We start from the raw sequence: 16,350 nt of genomic DNA on the forward strand, positions 1-16,350 counted from the left end.
TGAGCGACTAGGGCATGGACTTGGCATGACATTGCTACCTATCCCACATTAATTTGATTCACTACCTAACCCCCTATGGCAGCCTGCTACGAACAACACGATTGGATCATTTTGGGCGGAACCGCGGCCGGACGGCTGGCGGCCCAACAGGCGACCCGATCGGGGTTGCGGGTGGCGCTGATTGAGCCGTTGGAACCGGAAACGCGCCCTTGGGCTGAGTTGCTGGTGAGTCAAGGGGCGGCCCTGGCGGCCGGGACGATCGATTGGCGATCGCTGCAACGCCAGGCCCAATGGCACGATCGCCTCTGGGGCGATCAACGGGCTGCCTTGGCGGCGGGTGGGGTGGACTGCCTGGTGGGCGATGGGTTGCTGATGCGACACCGGAACCAGTGGCGGGTGCAATTGGGCGATCGCCTGTTGGCGGGGCGGCGTTGTCTGTTGGCGTTACCGGGCCGATCGACCGTGCCCCTGTGGACAGAGCAGGCCCCCGTGACGGCCTACACTCCGGACACGATCGCCCAATTGGCCCATCGGGGGGTGCGGCCCGGCGAGCGCTGGTTGGTCACCGCCGACAGTCCCATGGCGATCGAACTGGCCCAGGTACTCCGGGGATTGGGGGCCCAAGTGACCTTGGCGGCGGCGGGCGATCGGGTCTTGGGAGGGTTACCGGTGGCCGCGGCCGAATGGTTGCAAGCGGAACTGGAAGCCCAGGCGATCGAGGTGATTTTGCGGGCTGCTCCCCAACAGTGCAAAGTGTTGGAGGGACAAACCTGGATTCAAGTTGGCGATCGGGCCCGGGAAGTGGATTGCTTGCTCACGGACGGTAACTATCAAGCTCTCTTGCCCAAGGGGTTTGAGCAGCTTTGTCCCCGGGCGATCGGGATTGGCGATTGGCCCGCCAATGACCGGTTGCAATTGCCCCTCGCACCAGAACTATATGGCTGCGGGGCCCTGCTGGGAGGCCACCCGATCGGGGCGATCGCCGCCACCGAAGCCCAATTGATCATCCGCAACAGCCTGCAAACCCCAATCCAACGCCCCCATTGCATCCGCTATGAACAGCAGCCTTGGGCCGTGCGGGGGCCGCTGCCCTTGGCGGTGGTGGGCGGTGGCGAAAGGCCAGAACTACGCAGCGCGGCCTTGGCCCTAGCGGCCGGTCGTTGCCAAATCCAGCACGATCGCCAGGGCCAATTGCAAGGGGCGCTGTTACTCGCGGCGGGGGCGATCGAAGCGATCAGCACCGTCGCCGCCCTGATTGCCCGATCGGGAACCATTGCCGATCTGGCCCACCTGCCCGCCACCGAGTCCCCGGCGATCGACCTGCTGCGGCGCACCGCTCAACAGGCCCTGATCGCCGCTCGCTCCCGCCAGTAAAGAGTCCTCGTACAGGCCCTACTCTTGTCCAGATACCAAGCTGGAGTAGGTATCCGCTGTCATTGCTCGATCCAGTTCCTGCGGATTGCTCATCCGAATTTTCACCAGCCATCCATCCCCATAGGGATCCTCATTCACCAACTCTGGAGAACTATCCATCTCGTTATTGGTTGCCACCACTTCCCCGGACACCATGGCATATAGCTCGCTGACGGCCTTCACGGACTCGATCGACCCCACCGAGTCACCGGCCTCGACCCTTTGTCCTACGGATGGCAGTTCCACAAACACCACGTCGCCCAGTTGGTCGGCCGCAAAGCCCGTGATCCCCATCGTGGCCTCGTCGCCTTCAACCCGGACATACTCATGGGAGTCGCTATATCTCAAATCATGGGGAAAGTGGTTAGCCATTGCTTTGCCATTCCTTGGGATTGTTGGAACTAAAAACTAAAAACTAAAAACTGTGAATTGCGACCTGTTGATCAACCTTGATGGGCCATACATGAGCCACCGGTCACGAACTGAGTGATGAATGACTGAATCGAGTCGCGCGTGAATGATCGTGAATCGCCCTTGGCCTACTGCACGGGCCCGGCGATCGACTGCAACACAGACACCAATTCCGGTGGCCAGCGGCGCATCACTCGCCCCGTTGCTCGATCGACCGGTACTAGGGTGACACAGGCCGTGGCATAACATTCCCCCGTCGCCGCCGATTCCACTTGGTAGTCAAACATCAAGCGTACTCCCTCGATCGGCTCCAGGGCCACCTTCACCACCACCTCTTCGCCCATCCGCGCTGGGCGGTGATATTGGATCCCCAGGTCAACCACGGGCAACTCACAGCCCATCTCCACCAGTTGCTCATAGGCCAACCCGCGCGATCGTAAATATTCCACCCGCGCCGACTCCATCCAAGAAAGATAAGTGCCATGCCACACCACCCCGGCATAGTCCGTGTGGTGGGGCTGAACCCGCGCCGGGTAAGCAAAACCCTGAAAATCCGTTGAATCTTGAGCCATCGGAGCTGAGGAGGCAGTTACAGAGGCATTCATAGCGCACATTGCAAAGCACATTGCAAAAATTGCAGAAGGATTTAATCGGCCAAGGTTCAGGCCGGGCCAATCCCCTTTGGTCGAGCCAGCGATCGCATGGGGCGATCGAACCGGCGATCGCATTGATTAAACCAGGATGAAACCGGCGATCATTAGGCGATCATCATGGGGCCCGAGGTCATTCAGAACACAATCCTCTTGTTAGCAAATGAAGCAGACAGCCTTCGGGCCCACCATCCCCATTTAACACCTCCAGACCCGATCCCGTTGTAATTCTTTAAGGTTTTAATTTTTCCAGCAATTCTTGAAAAATGTAACTATTACAAGGGGTTCTGGCGGCAACTCAGGAATTCGGTGGTAGGCTTTAAATGAACTGTTGAAGCCTGTGGAATCAACTCGTCGATGGTCAGCAAGTGGTGTGCCCACTGGGTTTGTGTCACCCCTGACCCGGTTGATTCACACAGCAAAGAGACATCCTTAAATAACACCAACTCTCAGCAATACCCATTTCAGGATATTTACTTGATATCCAGTTGGTTAGTCTTAGGTTGGCGTTAGCGTTTTATTGATTTTCTCTGGATCAAATTTCAACATTGTTCTTGAGTAGTTCTTGATCGGTCTAGCAACGCGACTCCTTCAGAAGCCATGATTAAAAAAATCTTGTTCGCTGACTCGGGCACGGGACAGTCAGAAGAAATGCTGAAATTTCTGATGGAGATCCCCGCGATCAAAGATGCCCATGTCACCATTTTGCACGTGGTTCCTGGTCGGATTGGGTCTGACCAAATGACCGAAAAGCTGGAAGCAGGCGGCAAGATGCTGGCCAAGGCGATCGAGTTTTTGGGTCTGCCGCCGGAACAGGTGTCGCCCATGTTGCAGCAGGGTGAACCCAAAGATTTGGTGCTGCGGGTGGCGGACAGTGTAGACGCGGACTTGATCGTGATGGGATCGCGGGGTCTGAAGCGGCTGCAATCGATTCTGGAAAACTCGGTGAGTCAGTATGTTTTCCAACTGTCGGGGCGGCCGATGTTGTTGGTGAAGGATGATATCTACGTCAAGCGGATTAACCGCGTGATGGTGGCGATCGATAAGTCCGATGCATCTCAGCAAGCGCTGCAATTGGGACTGTTTTTGACGCGGGACATCAAGGGCAGCCAATTGATTTTGACCCACGTGGATGCCAAGCGGAAGCCGGATGAGGTGATCAGCGGCGAGAGCGATGAGGTGCTGGCTGGGGCGATCGCGGAGGCGAAAAAGTTTGGGGTTGGCTACAAGGCCATTTCGGCCGGGGGCCGGGCTGGGGAAACCATTTGTCGCCTGGCGGATGATAACAATGCGGATCTGTTGCTGTTGGGGTCGCCCGATCGCCGGCCGTCGGTGGCGAAGGGACTGCCGGATCTCGATCGCCTGCTGGGATCGTCTCTATCGGACTATGTGCGGGTTTATGCCAACTGTCCGGTGTTGCTGACGCGGATTCCGAGTGCGTAAGGTTTTCAACTTAGGCGTTCGAGCTTAGGGCTTTGAGCAAGGGCCAAGCTTTCGGGGGCAAGGGGTTTAAACCCCTTGCCTGTTTGTTTATTCTGTTTGTTTATCTAGAGGAAACTGCGGCTCAAGGCCAGGTTCTCCCGCAGTTGATCGCGCGTTTCCATCAGCACCTTACCGAGTTCGTTTTTTCCGGTGCGATCGGCTCCACATCCCCAGTAATAATCTGTGGGTGAATCTTCAATGAGTTCTTCGCTGCCCGTGCTGAGCAACACTTGCGCCAATTCAGGGTGGCTGGAAAACTTGACCCACACCCCTTGGGCCATGATCGATCGCTTCACCCGATCCCAGTCCGATCGCAACTGATGGGCCGGGTTGCGCCCCAAGGCGGCCGCTTCCGATGCAGTCAGCGCCGATCGAATTCGATCGATCACGGCCGCCGATTCCGTGCCCACAAACTTCTGTGCCTGATAGAAATGTTCCACCGTTGGCCAGTCAACGCCATCAACAACAATCCAATGGGGTGAGAAGTTGGAAAAACACCCATAGGGTTCGCCAACTTTGTAGAAGTAAATGGTCATGGGAGATCGATCGGGCAACGGCGGACAGCCCATCAAACCCGGCAACTATTCCAGCCTGGGATCAATGGGCAGAGATGGACGAGGCGATCACTGTGTTCTCAAGTGTGTTCTCAAGATTTTTGGGAGCGTGCCTATTGCTGATCATCGCATGGCAATGATCCCTGAGGGCAATTTCCCGATCGCCCGGCCTAAGCTGACAACGGCGACTCGATCGGCAAGTAATCGCCTAAGGTTTCCGCCTCCAGCAGTTGCACCTGCTCCACCAACGGCGCACAGCCTAACCAGCGAGTTGCCAAACTGGCAAAGCGATCGGCCTCGCCCGTGACACAAAAGCGAGTGGGTTGCGGTTGATCCAAATGCTTCAGGTTGAGCAACTCCAGCTCTTGGGTTGCGGCGGCCACCACATGGACGGCCGGGTCGATCGTGACCACTCCCGGCGGCAGCAGCGGTTCAATCACCCCTGCCAGGTGTGGATAGTGGGTGCAACCATAAACCAACGTGTCGATCGACTGTTCCAGCAGCGGTTCCAGGTACTGTTGCGCGATCGCTCGGGTGTCGGGTTCGTGCAACCGCCCTTGCTCCACGATCGGCACAAATTCCGGACAGCCCACTTGCCAAACCTGCACCGTGGGATCAATCTCCACCATGGCCCGGCGATAGGCATCGCTGGCGGCCGTGATTGGCGTGGCGATCACCCCCACCCGGGATCCGCGATCGACCGCCACCCGAGCCGCCGGTAAAATCAAGCCCACAATGGGCAAATCAAACTCTGCGCGCACCACATCCAGCGCCAACGCCGAAGAGGTATTGCAGGCCATCACAACCATCTTCACGCCCTGGCGTTCCATCCAGGAGAGGATTTCGCGTGAAAATTGGACAATTTCGGCGGGCGATCGCATCCCGTAGGGCAAGCGGGCCGTATCCGCCAAATACAGCAGCGACTCGTTGGGCAGTTGGCGATATAACTCCCGCAAAACCGTTAGGCCACCCACGCCACTGTCAAACACGCCGATCGGCCGTCTGCGGGCATCCCTCGCGATCGCTCCTGAAATTAGCCCCTTCAAACTCCAGACCTCCAATCCTCAAGGACAAGCAACTGCCTCACCAATCACAACCGCACCATTAAACCGCGCCATTTTGCAACTCCACATCTGGAACGGCATCCGAGATCCTGTTCAGGAAACCCTAGCTTCGAGAAATCCTAGCCTTCAGGAAACTCCGGCGATCTCGCATTCATCGCAGTACCGACGGTAATGGATGGCGGGGAATGGATGAAGGCTGCAACAGCGATCGGGGCAAGTTCCCATCAATTACGCTACAGCTTGGCGGGGATGTCAACTCTGAAGCCGATCGGGAGTCAATGGTGAGTCAAGCGCCGGTTCCGGTGAGGGCCCGCAGGCTTTGGCTCAAGACATCAGCGCGATCATCAGCGAGATCGGGCCCGTCGCCGTCCTCGGTAGCGTTTGCGCTTATGAATCACCTTGCCCTTAATTAATTGCCAGGTATGTTCAGAAGGTGGAAAACCCGCCAAAACCGATCGCTGCAAATAGATATGAGTTGCGCGATCGGTCGGATTCATGCTGAGGCATTCCTCAAACAAAGAAGCGGCTTCCCGATATTGCCGACGATGGAATCGCAGGACTCCTTCCTCAAATAAACTACTGGATGCACGCTTGAGGGTTTGCAATTCAATCGGATCGGCATTCAGGACTTCATAAACCGCCACAGGTTGAGTTCTGCCGCGCACATACAGCCGATCGATAAACCGAATGCTGTATTTAGAGGGGTTATGCAACGCTGCCAATAGACGATGGGAAACCAAAATCGAAACACTATATTGCTTCGTTAATTCCTCTAGGCGAGAAGCCAAATTCACCGCATCCCCGATCGCGGTGGTTTCCATGCGGTGAACGCCCCCGATTGTGCCCAAAATCAGCGGCCCCGTATCCAAGCCAATGCCAATGCGAATGGCCGATCGCCCTGCCTGCAAGCGCTCCTGGTTATATTCACTCAGCGCCTTGAGCATCGAAATGGCCGCATCAACTGCCAGGTCAGCATCCCCTTCAAACAGGGCCATAATGGCATCGCCAATGTACTTGTCGATGAACCCATTATGTTGGGCGATCGCTCGCTCCATTCGACCCAAATAGGCATTCAAAAAACGCAAATTTTCTTGAGGGGACATGGTTTCCGAAAGGGTCGTAAAACCCCGAATATCGGCAAACATGACCGCCATGGTTCGTTCCGTATAGTCCCCCAGGCTCACTTCCGCCAAAGTTGACCGCTGCAACAATTGCAGAAATTGGGTGGGCACAAATCGCCCATCTAAACCATCCCAATCGGCCGAATCTTCCGGAATTTCTGCCAAATCTGTAATGTCAATCTCTGCCAAATCCGTTGCTTCAGGATTGGCCTCGTCATTCATTTCCTCAACTTCTTGATCATCAATTTCTTGATCATCAGCTTCTTGATCATTTTGATCATTCACTTGCCCATGAACAAGTTCGTTAACCGGTTCATTCAACCCTTGATGACGGTTACTGGGGCTATCTTCTCCCTGATGATCATTAACAAATGCAGAACCATCAGCTTCAAATTCAGAACTAATCTTGAAATTGGAATGGGGATGTTGATTGATATCGAAAGAATAATGAGAATGAGAATGGCGATTGGAAGAATGGCGATCGAAACGATTGACCAACCGCAAACGGGACTGGGAATCAGAATCCTGAGGAGAACAAGAATGGGCGATCGCCTGGGCGCAGGTTTGGCGGGCAATCCAAAACCCAATCACACTGGCTGCTGAGGTACTCAAAAAAGCCACCATTGCCACAGTGCTGACGGGGGGAGCCATCTGGCTCAGCTCTGGGGCGGTCTCCGAAAAAATCAGAAGTTGCCACCGCCAGGTGATGGCTCCACTGATGAGGGCCGCCAGGGCCGGCAAGGCAATGAGTAACCATTCCCACGACCAATTGCGAAGTCGCCCACTCAGGGCTTGATAGAACTGAAGTGTTGACATGACTCCCTGAGTGACAGCTTTGGCTCAGATGCTATTTGCATGATGCACACCTTGAGGGAAAAAAATCGGGAAGATGCAGGCAAAAAACGTAGACCGTAGGCGCAAATAGCGCTGTGCTTACCGTAGCCTGATTCGATTCCCTGTGCCAGGAATCGTCGTGGATCGTTGGCCTGTCGTGATTGATCCCAGATCTCGCCTCACAGGGCTGGCGCATGGAGAATGGAAAATCATGTGCTCCAAGAGAGTTGAATTGCAAATCTTAATTGCAAACCTTTACTTAACCGTTGCTTTAGATTTGGATCAACTTCTATCCCGCCTGTGGATGCTGTGGGGTGGAAATAGCAATAGGGTTGTGGGTTGTCCTGAACGGCTGTTTTGAAACGGCCGAATTGCCAAGGGCTGAATGGGTAACTGAGCCAAGGAGCGGCTAAATGGCTGAGTTTTTACTGGATGGCTACTGAATTGTCACTGAGTGGCCGTTGAACTTCTCAAGTGCTGAATTGCTGGGAGAAAAATCGTGATGCGTGCAGTCTTGACCTTGCTTTTGTTGGGTGCTTGTTCAATGGGAGGGCCCGTGACCGGAGCCGATCGCTCGCCGGTTGTGCCGATCGCTCCCCAATCGATCGCGCCGGTTGCCCAAGCTACGCCCACACCGCCCGCCCGCATCACCGAGACGATCATGGTTGAAGGGGAGTCGGAGTCGATCGAGCTGGAGCGGTTTGCGCCCGATCAATTTCCAGTGGTGACCTATTTGGCTCGGGGAGATTTTGCCCCGATCCTGAATCGCCAAGGGGGCCGCGCGATCGCCCGGTTTGTGGCCCAGGGGGGAGCAGTCCGCAACGAAGCGGCCTATGTCAGTGTGATTGTTCCGGAAACGCCCACCACACCGGAACAGTTGTGGCAAAGCTATACGGGCCCCAATGGCTGGTTGGCCACGAATCGGGCCAGCATTGTTCGATCGAGCGACGACCCCAAATTCAAGCGGTTTGGTTGGGTGAAGCGGGCGATCGCCTTCATGCGCACCGACAAAGGCGAGCCGATCGCCGGAGAGCTTTATCTAGGGGAAATGGCGGGTCGCCCCTTTGTGGTGCTCGTGCATTTGCCCATGGAATACCTGGAAGGCTATGGCCCTCGGGTGAGCTTGCTGCTGAAACATTTGGCAGTGCAGCCAGCGCCCTAATTCCAGCTTGCATCAAGGCGCTCAGGCGCTTTGAGTGGCGGTTCTTCTAAGCTACCAGGGTCAACCCTTGCTGAATTAACCTTGCAAGCAACGCAAGGCCTCCAGCACGCCGCGCGCCTTATTTAAGGTTTCCTGGTATTCCTTTTCGGGATCCGAGTCCGCCACCAGGCCCGCACCCGCTTGCACCGACACTTCGTGAGTGCCATCAGCACGGTTGCGCACCAAGGCCGTGCGCAGGGTGATGGCGGTGTTGAGTTGCCCCTCAAAGTCGTAGTAGCCATAGGCTCCGGAATAGGGGCCGCGCCGACAGCCTTCTAGGGCGTGAATGATCTCCATGGCCCGAATTTTGGGCGCACCGCTGACGGTTCCGGCAGGGAAGGTGGCAGCCAACACATCCCAAGCCGTGCGATCTCCCGCCACTTGCCCGATCGCGTTGCTCACGATGTGCATCACGTGGCTGTAGCGCTCGATCGTCATGAGTTGATTGACCGTGACCGTGCCGCTGTTGCAAACGCGCCCCAAATCATTGCGGCCCAAGTCCACCAACATCACGTGTTCGGCTACCTCCTTGGGATCCGCCAACAGATCCGCCGCCAGGGCTTCATCTTCGGCGTGGTTGGCTCCTCGGGGGCGTGTACCGGCGATCGGGCGAACGGTGGCTTGAATGGTTCCATCAACTTGGCGATCGGTCTTGACCATGATTTCCGGGCTGGAACCAATTAATTGCCAATCACCGAATTGGAAATAAGCCATGTAGGGCGAAGGGTTCACCAACCGGAGCGATCGATAGATATCGAAAGGATCCCCTTCAAAATCCGTGCTCAACCGTTGGGAAATCACCACCTGAAAAATATCGCCGGCCTTGATGTGTTCCTTGGCCTTGAGCACGTTGGCATGGAAGGCTTCGCGAGTGGTGTTGCTGCGAGGGTTCAAGGGCGGGCGATCGCTCTGGGTGGCCGGAGTCCAGCGCAGCAGTGATTCTTGGCGATCGATACTGCCTTGGAGGCGATTGATCAATTCATCCACCCGCCCACAGGCCACCTCATAGGCCTGGCGCAGCTCCACCGCCGGATCCCGCAAATCCGCATAGGCAATCACAAACACCTTGCGCTTCACCTGATCAAAAATCATCAGGCGATCGACCTGCATCCACAGCCCATCCGGCAAATCCGCCTCCGTGGGCCCATAGGCCGGCACACGCGGCTCAATCCACTGGATCAGCTCATAGCCCCAAAAGCCAAACAGCCCGCCAATTCCCGGGGGCAACTGTGGCAGCTTCACCGGCCGCACCGACTCCAAACAACTGCTCAAAATTTCAAACGGATTGCCCCGGTGCTCCACCACCGTCCCATCCCGGAACGTTTGCACCGCCAAATCTCCACGCGCTTCCAGCACCCACAGGGGGTCATAACCCAAAAGGCTATAGCGGCCAATGTTTTCGCCCCCTTCCACTGACTCCAGCAAGAAGCTGTAGCGTTGGCCCTGGCAAGTGCGCAACCAGGCCGAAACCGGCGTGTCCAAATCCGCAACCCACTCGCGATAAACCGGGACGAAGTTTCCTTGGCGGGCGAGTTCCGAAAATTGGCTAAAGTCGGGCAACATGGGTCAGCAGCAGATGAGCAAGTCTCAAAATACTAGCAACCGTCTGGATTCCTTGCACCAAAACTTCTCCGATCGGGCGATCGCCCCATGGTGTCGATGTCCCAGCGTAGGAATGCAATGGCACAGCACCGGTAATCAGCCAGCCCAAAACAGACAAGCACAACACAGACAAGCCCAAAACAAAAACGAGCCGCCCCAAAGCAAGGAAGCGGCCCGTTTATTGAGTCGATTTGGCAGTCTTGGAATCGGGGAAAATTCCCCAGCCCATGGACAAACACAGGGATCAAGCGGAGCGGTCAAGCAGAATTCTGAGCAAATTAGCGGTTTAAGTGCAGGAGTCAAAAACCGCCTTGCAATTCAAGCTCAACCCCTCGCCCATCCAAGCACCCACCATGGGCAACCCCAAAAACCTACACTTCGTAGGTTTGCTTGCCGCTGAACTTGACCGTTGCGGGCTGAGGGTTTTCGCCAATGCGGCGATCCTTCTTGCCGTTGAAGTCGCGACCAGCATTCACCTTTTCGGGGAAGGTGCCATCGGCGGGGTGGATGAACTCCTGTTCGCCGTTGGGATAAATACGATAGACCTTATAGTCTTCGATTTTGGGCTTGAACTTGGTGCGCAGTTGCTTACCAAGGGCGATGCACTGCTCCTTGCGGGCCAAGAACAGCAGGTTTTCGCCTGCATTCATGACGGCAGCGCCACCGGTGGGCATTTCAAAAACTTGTTCTTTGGTACTGGTCCAGGTAATGGCGTATTTCTCTTCGACGTTAGCCTTCGAGAGCAAGCCACCCGTGCTACCGCCAAATTTCGGCGTTTGGCCCGTGAGGCCGCTGGTTTCAGGTGTAGGATTTTCGGACATCGCTTTTTGTCTCGCTAGTCTCTAAAAAGTCTTGCGAATTTACGGGAAATCCTAGCACTGGCTTTGTGTTGAGCCATACCCCCCCGGCCAGAACTGTTACAGTTCTTTATTTGAGCCGATCGAGCTGAGAATGGCTGCTGCAAAGGATCTGCGGCGCGATCGCCCCGGTTTCCGAGCGCTATGCTGAGGACGAAAGACCCGCTTCACCCTGGAGCTAACCCGATCGCCCATCAGCACCCAGAAAGGGAAAGTGCGATCGGCCCATGGCCGGGATGGGGGTGTGATCCTGGGACAGGATGGGCTGAAGATCGGCTCAAAATGCTCAAAGCTTCGGTGTGATTTCGACCTGTTTTTCGACCTGTTATTGCGATGTGTTTGGTGTGATCGCGACACGGATGAGGCCCTGCAAATCATGCAAATTCTGATTGTGGAAGATGACACGGAGATTGCGGAGTTGTTGCGCGGCACGCTCGATCGCGAAGGGTTCACCTGTGGGGTTTGTCACGATGGGCAAGCGGCGATCGAGCAGTTTTATCGATCGCAGCCCGATTTAGTCATTTTGGATTGGATGATTCCGGGCATTGATGGCCTCGAAGTCTGTGCCCGCATCCGCCAAAAACCCGGCGACAAGGATCCTTATATTTTGATGTTGACAGCGCGGGGCGAAGAGTTCGATCGCGTTGTGGGCCTGTCAACCGGTGCAGATGACTATTTAGTTAAGCCTTTTAGCCCCCGCGAGATGGTGGCTCGGGTGCGGGCGCTGTTGCGTCGCAGTTTGCGCCAGGCCGGAACCGGGGGCGATCGGGACTTGACCCCCACCTACGCCACCCACCACTTCAGCCTCGACAGCGATCGGCGCGTGGCCCGTCGCCACCTGCCCGATCACGATTCCGAAGATCTTGACCTCACCACCTTGGAGTTCAATCTGTTGGCCACCTTCCTCAGCTATCCGGGCCGGGTCTGGAGCCGCAGCCAACTAATCGACAAACTTTGGGGCGATGACTTTTTTGGCGATGAGCGAGTGGTGGACACCCATGTGGCCCGCCTGCGCAAGAAAATTGAACCGGATCCCGGAAATCCCCAATTTCTGAAAACGGTGATTGGGGCCGGCTATAAGTTTGAAGACCCCGGGAATTAATCTCGAACTCGCCTGATTTTCCATGTCCCAATCGTCGTAACAAGGGGCTTAGGGCTGTCGTCAAATTTCCTGAAACCCTGATGACCTCGTTCTTTAAAGCAATCAGTCGTAGGGGCGGGGTTTCCCCGCCCAGTTCTCGTGATCCTTGGGTGCTCCCAGGGGTGGACAGGGTTGTGGCGATCGCCCAGGTTAGGGTTGGGAGACCCAACCCCTACGGCGATGGAAATGACGACAGGCCCTAAGGATCGATCGCACAGGATCAGCCTACCTGGTTGAGACTGAAGCAATACTGATCGATGCTCCGGCTTCAGGTTTAAAACCAATGCTCTTTGCTCTCAAATCTTATCTTTTGAACGGGTCTGACGGGGCTCGAACCCGCAACTTCCGCCGTGACAGGGCGGTGCTCTAACCAATTGAACTACAGACCCAAATTGCTTTCTGGCTTTTGGAGCGCTTTTGTTTTGCGTCCCGCGCCTTCAGCGATATACATATTTGCGGATAAACCCGAATTTGTCAAACGTTTTTCTGAAATTTTCTAAAAAAATTTTCTGGGCGGTCTTCCAGAAGATTTTCTAAAAAACTTTTTCGCCCCTTTGGCCGCCGATCGCGGGCCTGGGGTAGGAACCCAAAGCGAAACCGGGCCGGAGAACAGTGCGCCCTAAACATTGACGGGACGATCGCACCTCGTACAATAGGCAGGATCTCGGGCCGGGCGGCCCGTGGTCGATCGAAATCGCTAGTCCCCTGGGATTGCCCTTATGCCCCGCCGCGACGACATTCGCAAGATTCTGCTCCTTGGTTCCGGCCCGATCGTGATTGGTCAGGCCTGCGAATTTGACTACTCCGGTACTCAGGCTTGTAAAGCGCTCCGGGCCGAAGGGTACGAGGTCGTGCTGGTGAACTCCAACCCAGCCACGATCATGACCGACCCAGAAATGGCCGATCGCACCTACATTGAGCCGCTCACCCCGGAAGTGGTTGAGAAAATCATCATTAAAGAGCGGCCCGATGCCTTGCTGCCCACCATGGGCGGCCAAACGGCCCTGAACATTGCCGTGGCCTTGGCCAAGAGCGGCGTGCTAGCTCGCTATGGTGTGGAGCTGATTGGGGCCAAGCTGGCGGCGATCGAAATGGCCGAAGACCGCAAGCTCTTTAAGGAAGCCATGGAGCGAATTGGCGTGGGCGTTTGCCCCTCGGGGTTGGCCAACTCCCTGGAAGAAGCCCGTGATGTGGCACGTCAAATTGGCTCCTACCCGCTGATTATTCGCCCGGCCTTCACCATGGGCGGCTCCGGCGGCGGCATTGCCTACAACCAAGAGGAATTTGAAGAAATTGCCCAGTCGGGTTTGGATGCCAGCCCCGTTTCACAAATTCTGATTGAGCAATCCTTGCTGGGTTGGAAGGAATACGAGCTGGAGGTGATGCGCGATCTGGCCGATAACGTGGTGATTATCTGCTCGATCGAGAACTTTGACCCGATGGGGGTGCATACGGGCGATTCGATCACCGTGGCTCCGGCCCAAACCCTCACCGACAAGGAATATCAGCGGCTGCGGGATGCCTCGATCAAGATCATCCGCGAAATTGGGGTGGAAACCGGCGGCTCCAACATCCAGTTTTCGGTGAACCCGGAGACCGGCGATGTGATCGTGATTGAAATGAATCCTCGGGTGTCGCGCAGCTCGGCTTTGGCTTCCAAGGCCACGGGCTTCCCGATCGCCAAGTTTGCCGCCAAGCTGGCCGTGGGCTACACCCTCGATGAAATCTCCAACGACATCACCCAAAAAACCCCGGCTTCCTTTGAACCGACGATCGATTACGTCGTCACCAAAATTCCCCGGTTTGCCTTCGAGAAATTCCCCGGCACGCCCGCCGTGCTGACCACCCAAATGAAATCCGTGGGTGAGGCAATGGCGATCGGGCGGACGTTCCAGGAATCCTTCCAAAAGGCCCTGCGATCGCTCGAAACGGGTCGGGCCGGTTGGGGCTGCGATCGGGATGAAAAAATTCCCAGCCTGGAACAGGTTCGATCGAGCCTGCGCACCCCCAGCCCGGAGCGCGTCTTTACCCTGCGCTATGCCATGCAGCTAGGCATGAGTGTGGAAGATATTTACGAACTGACCGGCGTTGATCCTTGGTTCCTGGATAAGCTGCAAGAAATTCTGGAAACCGAAAAGCTGCTGAAGCGCACGCCCTTAAAGGACATGAGCGCTGCAATTCTGCTGGCGGCTAAGCAACAGGGCTTCAGCGATCGACAAATTGCCTACGCCACCAAAACCAGCGAAGACGAAGTGCGGGCCTATCGCAAAGGCTTGGGCATTGTGCCGGTTTACAAAACCGTGGACACCTGCGCCGCCGAATTTGAAGCCTATACGCCCTACTACTACTCCGCCTATGAAACCAGCAGCCTGGTGTTGACCGGTGACGAAGCGGAAACCGTGTCGGCGGAAACGGAAACCCTGCCGAGCGATCGACAAAAGGTGATGATCCTGGGTGGCGGCCCCAACCGAATTGGCCAGGGGATTGAGTTTGACTATTGCTGTTGCCATGCTTCCTTTGCGCTGCAAGCGGATGGCTACGAAACGATCATGGTTAACTCCAACCCGGAAACGGTTTCCACGGACTACGACACCAGCGATCGGCTCTACTTTGAACCGCTGACCAAGGAAGATGTGCTGAACATCATCGAAGCGGAACGGCCCAAGGGCGTGATTGTGCAGTTTGGTGGTCAAACACCCCTGAAACTGTCGGTTCCGTTGTTGACGGCTTTGCAAAGCAACCCCGACCTGCCAACGGAAATTTGGGGAACTTCGCCCGACTCGATCGACATGGCCGAAGACCGGGAACGGTTTGAGCATGTGTTGCGGGAACTGAACATCATGCAGCCCCCCAACGGCATTGCTCGCAGCTATGGTGAAGCCCTGGATATTGCCCGGCGGATTGGCTATCCGGTGGTGGTGCGGCCTAGCTATGTGTTGGGCGGTCGAGCCATGGAGATTGTCTATTCCGATGCGGATCTGGAACGCTACATGACCGTGGCGGTGCAGGTGGAACCGGATCACCCAATCTTGATTGATAAGTATCTGGAAAACGCGATCGAGGTGGATGTGGATGCGATCGCCGACCACGGTGGCAACGTGACGATCGGCGGGATCATGGAACACATCGAACAAGCCGGGATTCACTCCGGTGACTCCGCCTGCGCTATTCCCAGTTTCTCGCTGCCGACCAGCGCCCTGGACACCATCCGTGGCTGGACGATCGACCTAGCCAAGTCCCTGAAGGTGGTGGGGCTGATGAATATTCAGTTCGCGGTGGTCACGGGCGACAATGGCCAACCCCAGGTGTATATCCTGGAAGCGAATCCCCGGGCCTCGCGGACGGTTCCTTTTGTCTCCAAGGCGATCGGGGTGCCCTTGGCCAAAATGGCCGTGCGGGTAATGTCTGGCAAAACCTTGGCCGAACTGGACTTTGAACAGGAAGTGATTCCCGATCGCTTTGCCCTCAAGGAAGCGGTGTTGCCCTTTGAAAAATTCCCGGGCACCGATACGATTCTGGGGCCGGAAATGCGATCGACCGGGGAAGTGATGGGCGTGGATCCAGACTTTGGCACGGCCTTCGCCAAGGCAGCCCTGGGAGCGGGTCAACGCTTGCCCCTAACCGGCACAGTGTTTGTGTCGGTTAACAGTCGCGACAAGGCGGCGATCGTGCCGGTGGTGAAGGAACTGCTGGACTTGGGTTTTGAAGTGCTGGCCACCGAAGGCACGCGCAAAGTGCTCCATGAGCATGGCCTCAAAGCGGTGCAATTGACCCTGAAGATCCATGAGGGCCGGCCCAACATTCGCGATGCGATCGTCAACGGTCAGGTGCAGTTGGTAATTAACACGCCCGCCGGGGAGCAAGCCCAGTTCGACGATCGAGCTATTCGGCGCACGGCCCTGGTCTACAAAGTGCCCATCATCACCACGATCGCCGGGGCCAAGGCCACAGCCGCCGCCATTCGATCGCTCCAATCCCAACCCCTAACCGTGAAATCCCTCCAGGAATATTTGGTTTAGG

The 16,350-nt window shown here is 56.3% G+C and carries 12 protein-coding genes and 1 tRNA gene; 5 read left to right on the forward strand and 8 right to left on the reverse strand.

The window, feature by feature from the left end; translation table 11 throughout:
• Positions 1–75 precede the first annotated feature (75 nt).
• The gene (locus tag AMR42_RS19345) at positions 76–1,374 is read left to right on the forward strand and encodes an FAD-dependent oxidoreductase (protein WP_099535512.1); all 1,299 of its coding nucleotides are present in this window, start codon (positions 76–78) and stop codon (positions 1,372–1,374) included.
• Between the two features lie 18 nt (positions 1,375–1,392).
• On the opposite strand, the gene gcvH is transcribed toward AMR42_RS19345, so the two are convergent.
• Both gcvH and AMR42_RS19355 read right to left on the reverse strand, forming a co-directional pair.
• Positions 1,393–1,785 (reverse strand): glycine cleavage system protein GcvH, encoded by a 393-nt coding sequence (gcvH, locus tag AMR42_RS19350; protein ID WP_099535514.1) that lies wholly within the window; start codon positions 1,783–1,785, stop codon positions 1,393–1,395.
• A 167-nt stretch (positions 1,786–1,952) separates the two neighbouring features.
• On the reverse strand, positions 1,953–2,396 hold the full coding sequence (locus tag AMR42_RS19355) for a thioesterase family protein (RefSeq protein ID WP_099535620.1): 444 nt from the start codon (positions 2,394–2,396) through the stop codon (positions 1,953–1,955).
• A 678-nt stretch (positions 2,397–3,074) separates the two neighbouring features.
• Here AMR42_RS19355 and AMR42_RS19360 point away from each other — a divergent pair.
• Positions 3,075–3,917, forward strand: a complete 843-nt coding sequence (locus tag AMR42_RS19360) for a universal stress protein (RefSeq protein WP_099535516.1) — start codon at positions 3,075–3,077, stop codon at positions 3,915–3,917.
• A 104-nt stretch (positions 3,918–4,021) separates the two neighbouring features.
• Here the strand turns inward: AMR42_RS19360 and AMR42_RS19365 are convergent, their stop codons facing one another.
• From AMR42_RS19365 to AMR42_RS19375, 3 genes are all read right to left on the reverse strand, one after another.
• Positions 4,022–4,492 (reverse strand): NADAR family protein, encoded by a 471-nt coding sequence (locus AMR42_RS19365; protein ID WP_099535622.1) that lies wholly within the window; start codon positions 4,490–4,492, stop codon positions 4,022–4,024.
• Between the two features lie 188 nt (positions 4,493–4,680).
• Positions 4,681–5,532 carry a glutamate racemase gene (murI, locus tag AMR42_RS19370; RefSeq protein WP_099535624.1) on the reverse strand — a complete coding sequence of 284 codons (852 nt, stop codon included), beginning with the start codon at positions 5,530–5,532 and terminating at the stop codon, positions 4,681–4,683.
• Positions 5,533–5,918: 386 nt separating this feature from the next.
• A complete protein-coding gene (locus AMR42_RS19375; RefSeq protein WP_099535518.1) occupies positions 5,919–7,511 on the reverse strand; it encodes an adenylate/guanylate cyclase domain-containing protein in 1,593 nt (530 codons plus the stop codon).
• Positions 7,512–8,031: 520 nt separating this feature from the next.
• Between AMR42_RS19375 and AMR42_RS19380 the strand changes: the two genes are divergently transcribed.
• Positions 8,032–8,691, forward strand: coding sequence for a hypothetical protein (locus tag AMR42_RS19380; RefSeq protein ID WP_099535520.1), 660 nt, complete (start codon positions 8,032–8,034; stop codon positions 8,689–8,691).
• A gap of 75 nt (positions 8,692–8,766) precedes the next feature.
• Here the strand turns inward: AMR42_RS19380 and AMR42_RS19385 are convergent, their stop codons facing one another.
• Both AMR42_RS19385 and AMR42_RS19390 read right to left on the reverse strand, forming a co-directional pair.
• The gene (locus AMR42_RS19385) at positions 8,767–10,293 is read right to left on the reverse strand and encodes an anthranilate synthase component I family protein (RefSeq protein ID WP_099535522.1); all 1,527 of its coding nucleotides are present in this window, start codon (positions 10,291–10,293) and stop codon (positions 8,767–8,769) included.
• Positions 10,294–10,703: 410 nt separating this feature from the next.
• Positions 10,704–11,153, reverse strand: a complete 450-nt coding sequence (locus AMR42_RS19390) for a photosystem I reaction center subunit II PsaD (protein ID WP_099535524.1) — start codon at positions 11,151–11,153, stop codon at positions 10,704–10,706.
• Positions 11,154–11,565: 412 nt separating this feature from the next.
• Between AMR42_RS19390 and AMR42_RS19395 the strand changes: the two genes are divergently transcribed.
• On the forward strand, positions 11,566–12,291 hold the full coding sequence (locus AMR42_RS19395) for a response regulator transcription factor (RefSeq protein WP_099535626.1): 726 nt from the start codon (positions 11,566–11,568) through the stop codon (positions 12,289–12,291).
• A gap of 354 nt (positions 12,292–12,645) precedes the next feature.
• Here the strand turns inward: AMR42_RS19395 and AMR42_RS19400 are convergent.
• Positions 12,646–12,719, reverse strand: a tRNA-Asp gene (locus tag AMR42_RS19400).
• 330 nt (positions 12,720–13,049) lie between these two features.
• On the opposite strand from AMR42_RS19400, the gene carB reads away from it, so the two are divergent.
• A complete protein-coding gene (gene carB, locus AMR42_RS19405; RefSeq protein WP_099535526.1) occupies positions 13,050–16,349 on the forward strand; it encodes a carbamoyl-phosphate synthase large subunit in 3,300 nt (1,099 codons plus the stop codon).
• The last annotated feature ends 1 nt before the right edge of the window (position 16,350 follow it).

The organism is Limnothrix sp. PR1529, assembly GCF_002742025.1.
GTDB lineage: Bacteria > Cyanobacteriota > Cyanobacteriia > CACIAM-69d > CACIAM-69d > CACIAM-69d.

Coding starts and splice junctions, on each gene's coding strand:
- AMR42_RS19380 (WP_099535520.1), top strand. CDS start 8,032: ATGCGTGCAGTCTTGACCTTGCTTTTGTTGGGTGCTTGTTCAATGGGA.
- AMR42_RS19375 (WP_099535518.1), bottom strand. CDS start 7,511: ATGTCAACACTTCAGTTCTATCAAGCCCTGAGTGGGCGACTTCGCAAT.
- AMR42_RS19345 (WP_099535512.1), top strand. CDS start 76: ATGGCAGCCTGCTACGAACAACACGATTGGATCATTTTGGGCGGAACC.
- AMR42_RS19385 (WP_099535522.1), bottom strand. CDS start 10,293: ATGTTGCCCGACTTTAGCCAATTTTCGGAACTCGCCCGCCAAGGAAAC.
- AMR42_RS19365 (WP_099535622.1), bottom strand. CDS start 4,492: ATGACCATTTACTTCTACAAAGTTGGCGAACCCTATGGGTGTTTTTCC.
- carB (WP_099535526.1), top strand. CDS start 13,050: ATGCCCCGCCGCGACGACATTCGCAAGATTCTGCTCCTTGGTTCCGGC.
- AMR42_RS19390 (WP_099535524.1), bottom strand. CDS start 11,153: ATGTCCGAAAATCCTACACCTGAAACCAGCGGCCTCACGGGCCAAACG.
- AMR42_RS19395 (WP_099535626.1), top strand. CDS start 11,566: ATGCAAATTCTGATTGTGGAAGATGACACGGAGATTGCGGAGTTGTTG.
- AMR42_RS19355 (WP_099535620.1), bottom strand. CDS start 2,396: ATGGCTCAAGATTCAACGGATTTTCAGGGTTTTGCTTACCCGGCGCGG.
- gcvH (WP_099535514.1), bottom strand. CDS start 1,785: ATGGCTAACCACTTTCCCCATGATTTGAGATATAGCGACTCCCATGAG.
- AMR42_RS19360 (WP_099535516.1), top strand. CDS start 3,075: ATGATTAAAAAAATCTTGTTCGCTGACTCGGGCACGGGACAGTCAGAA.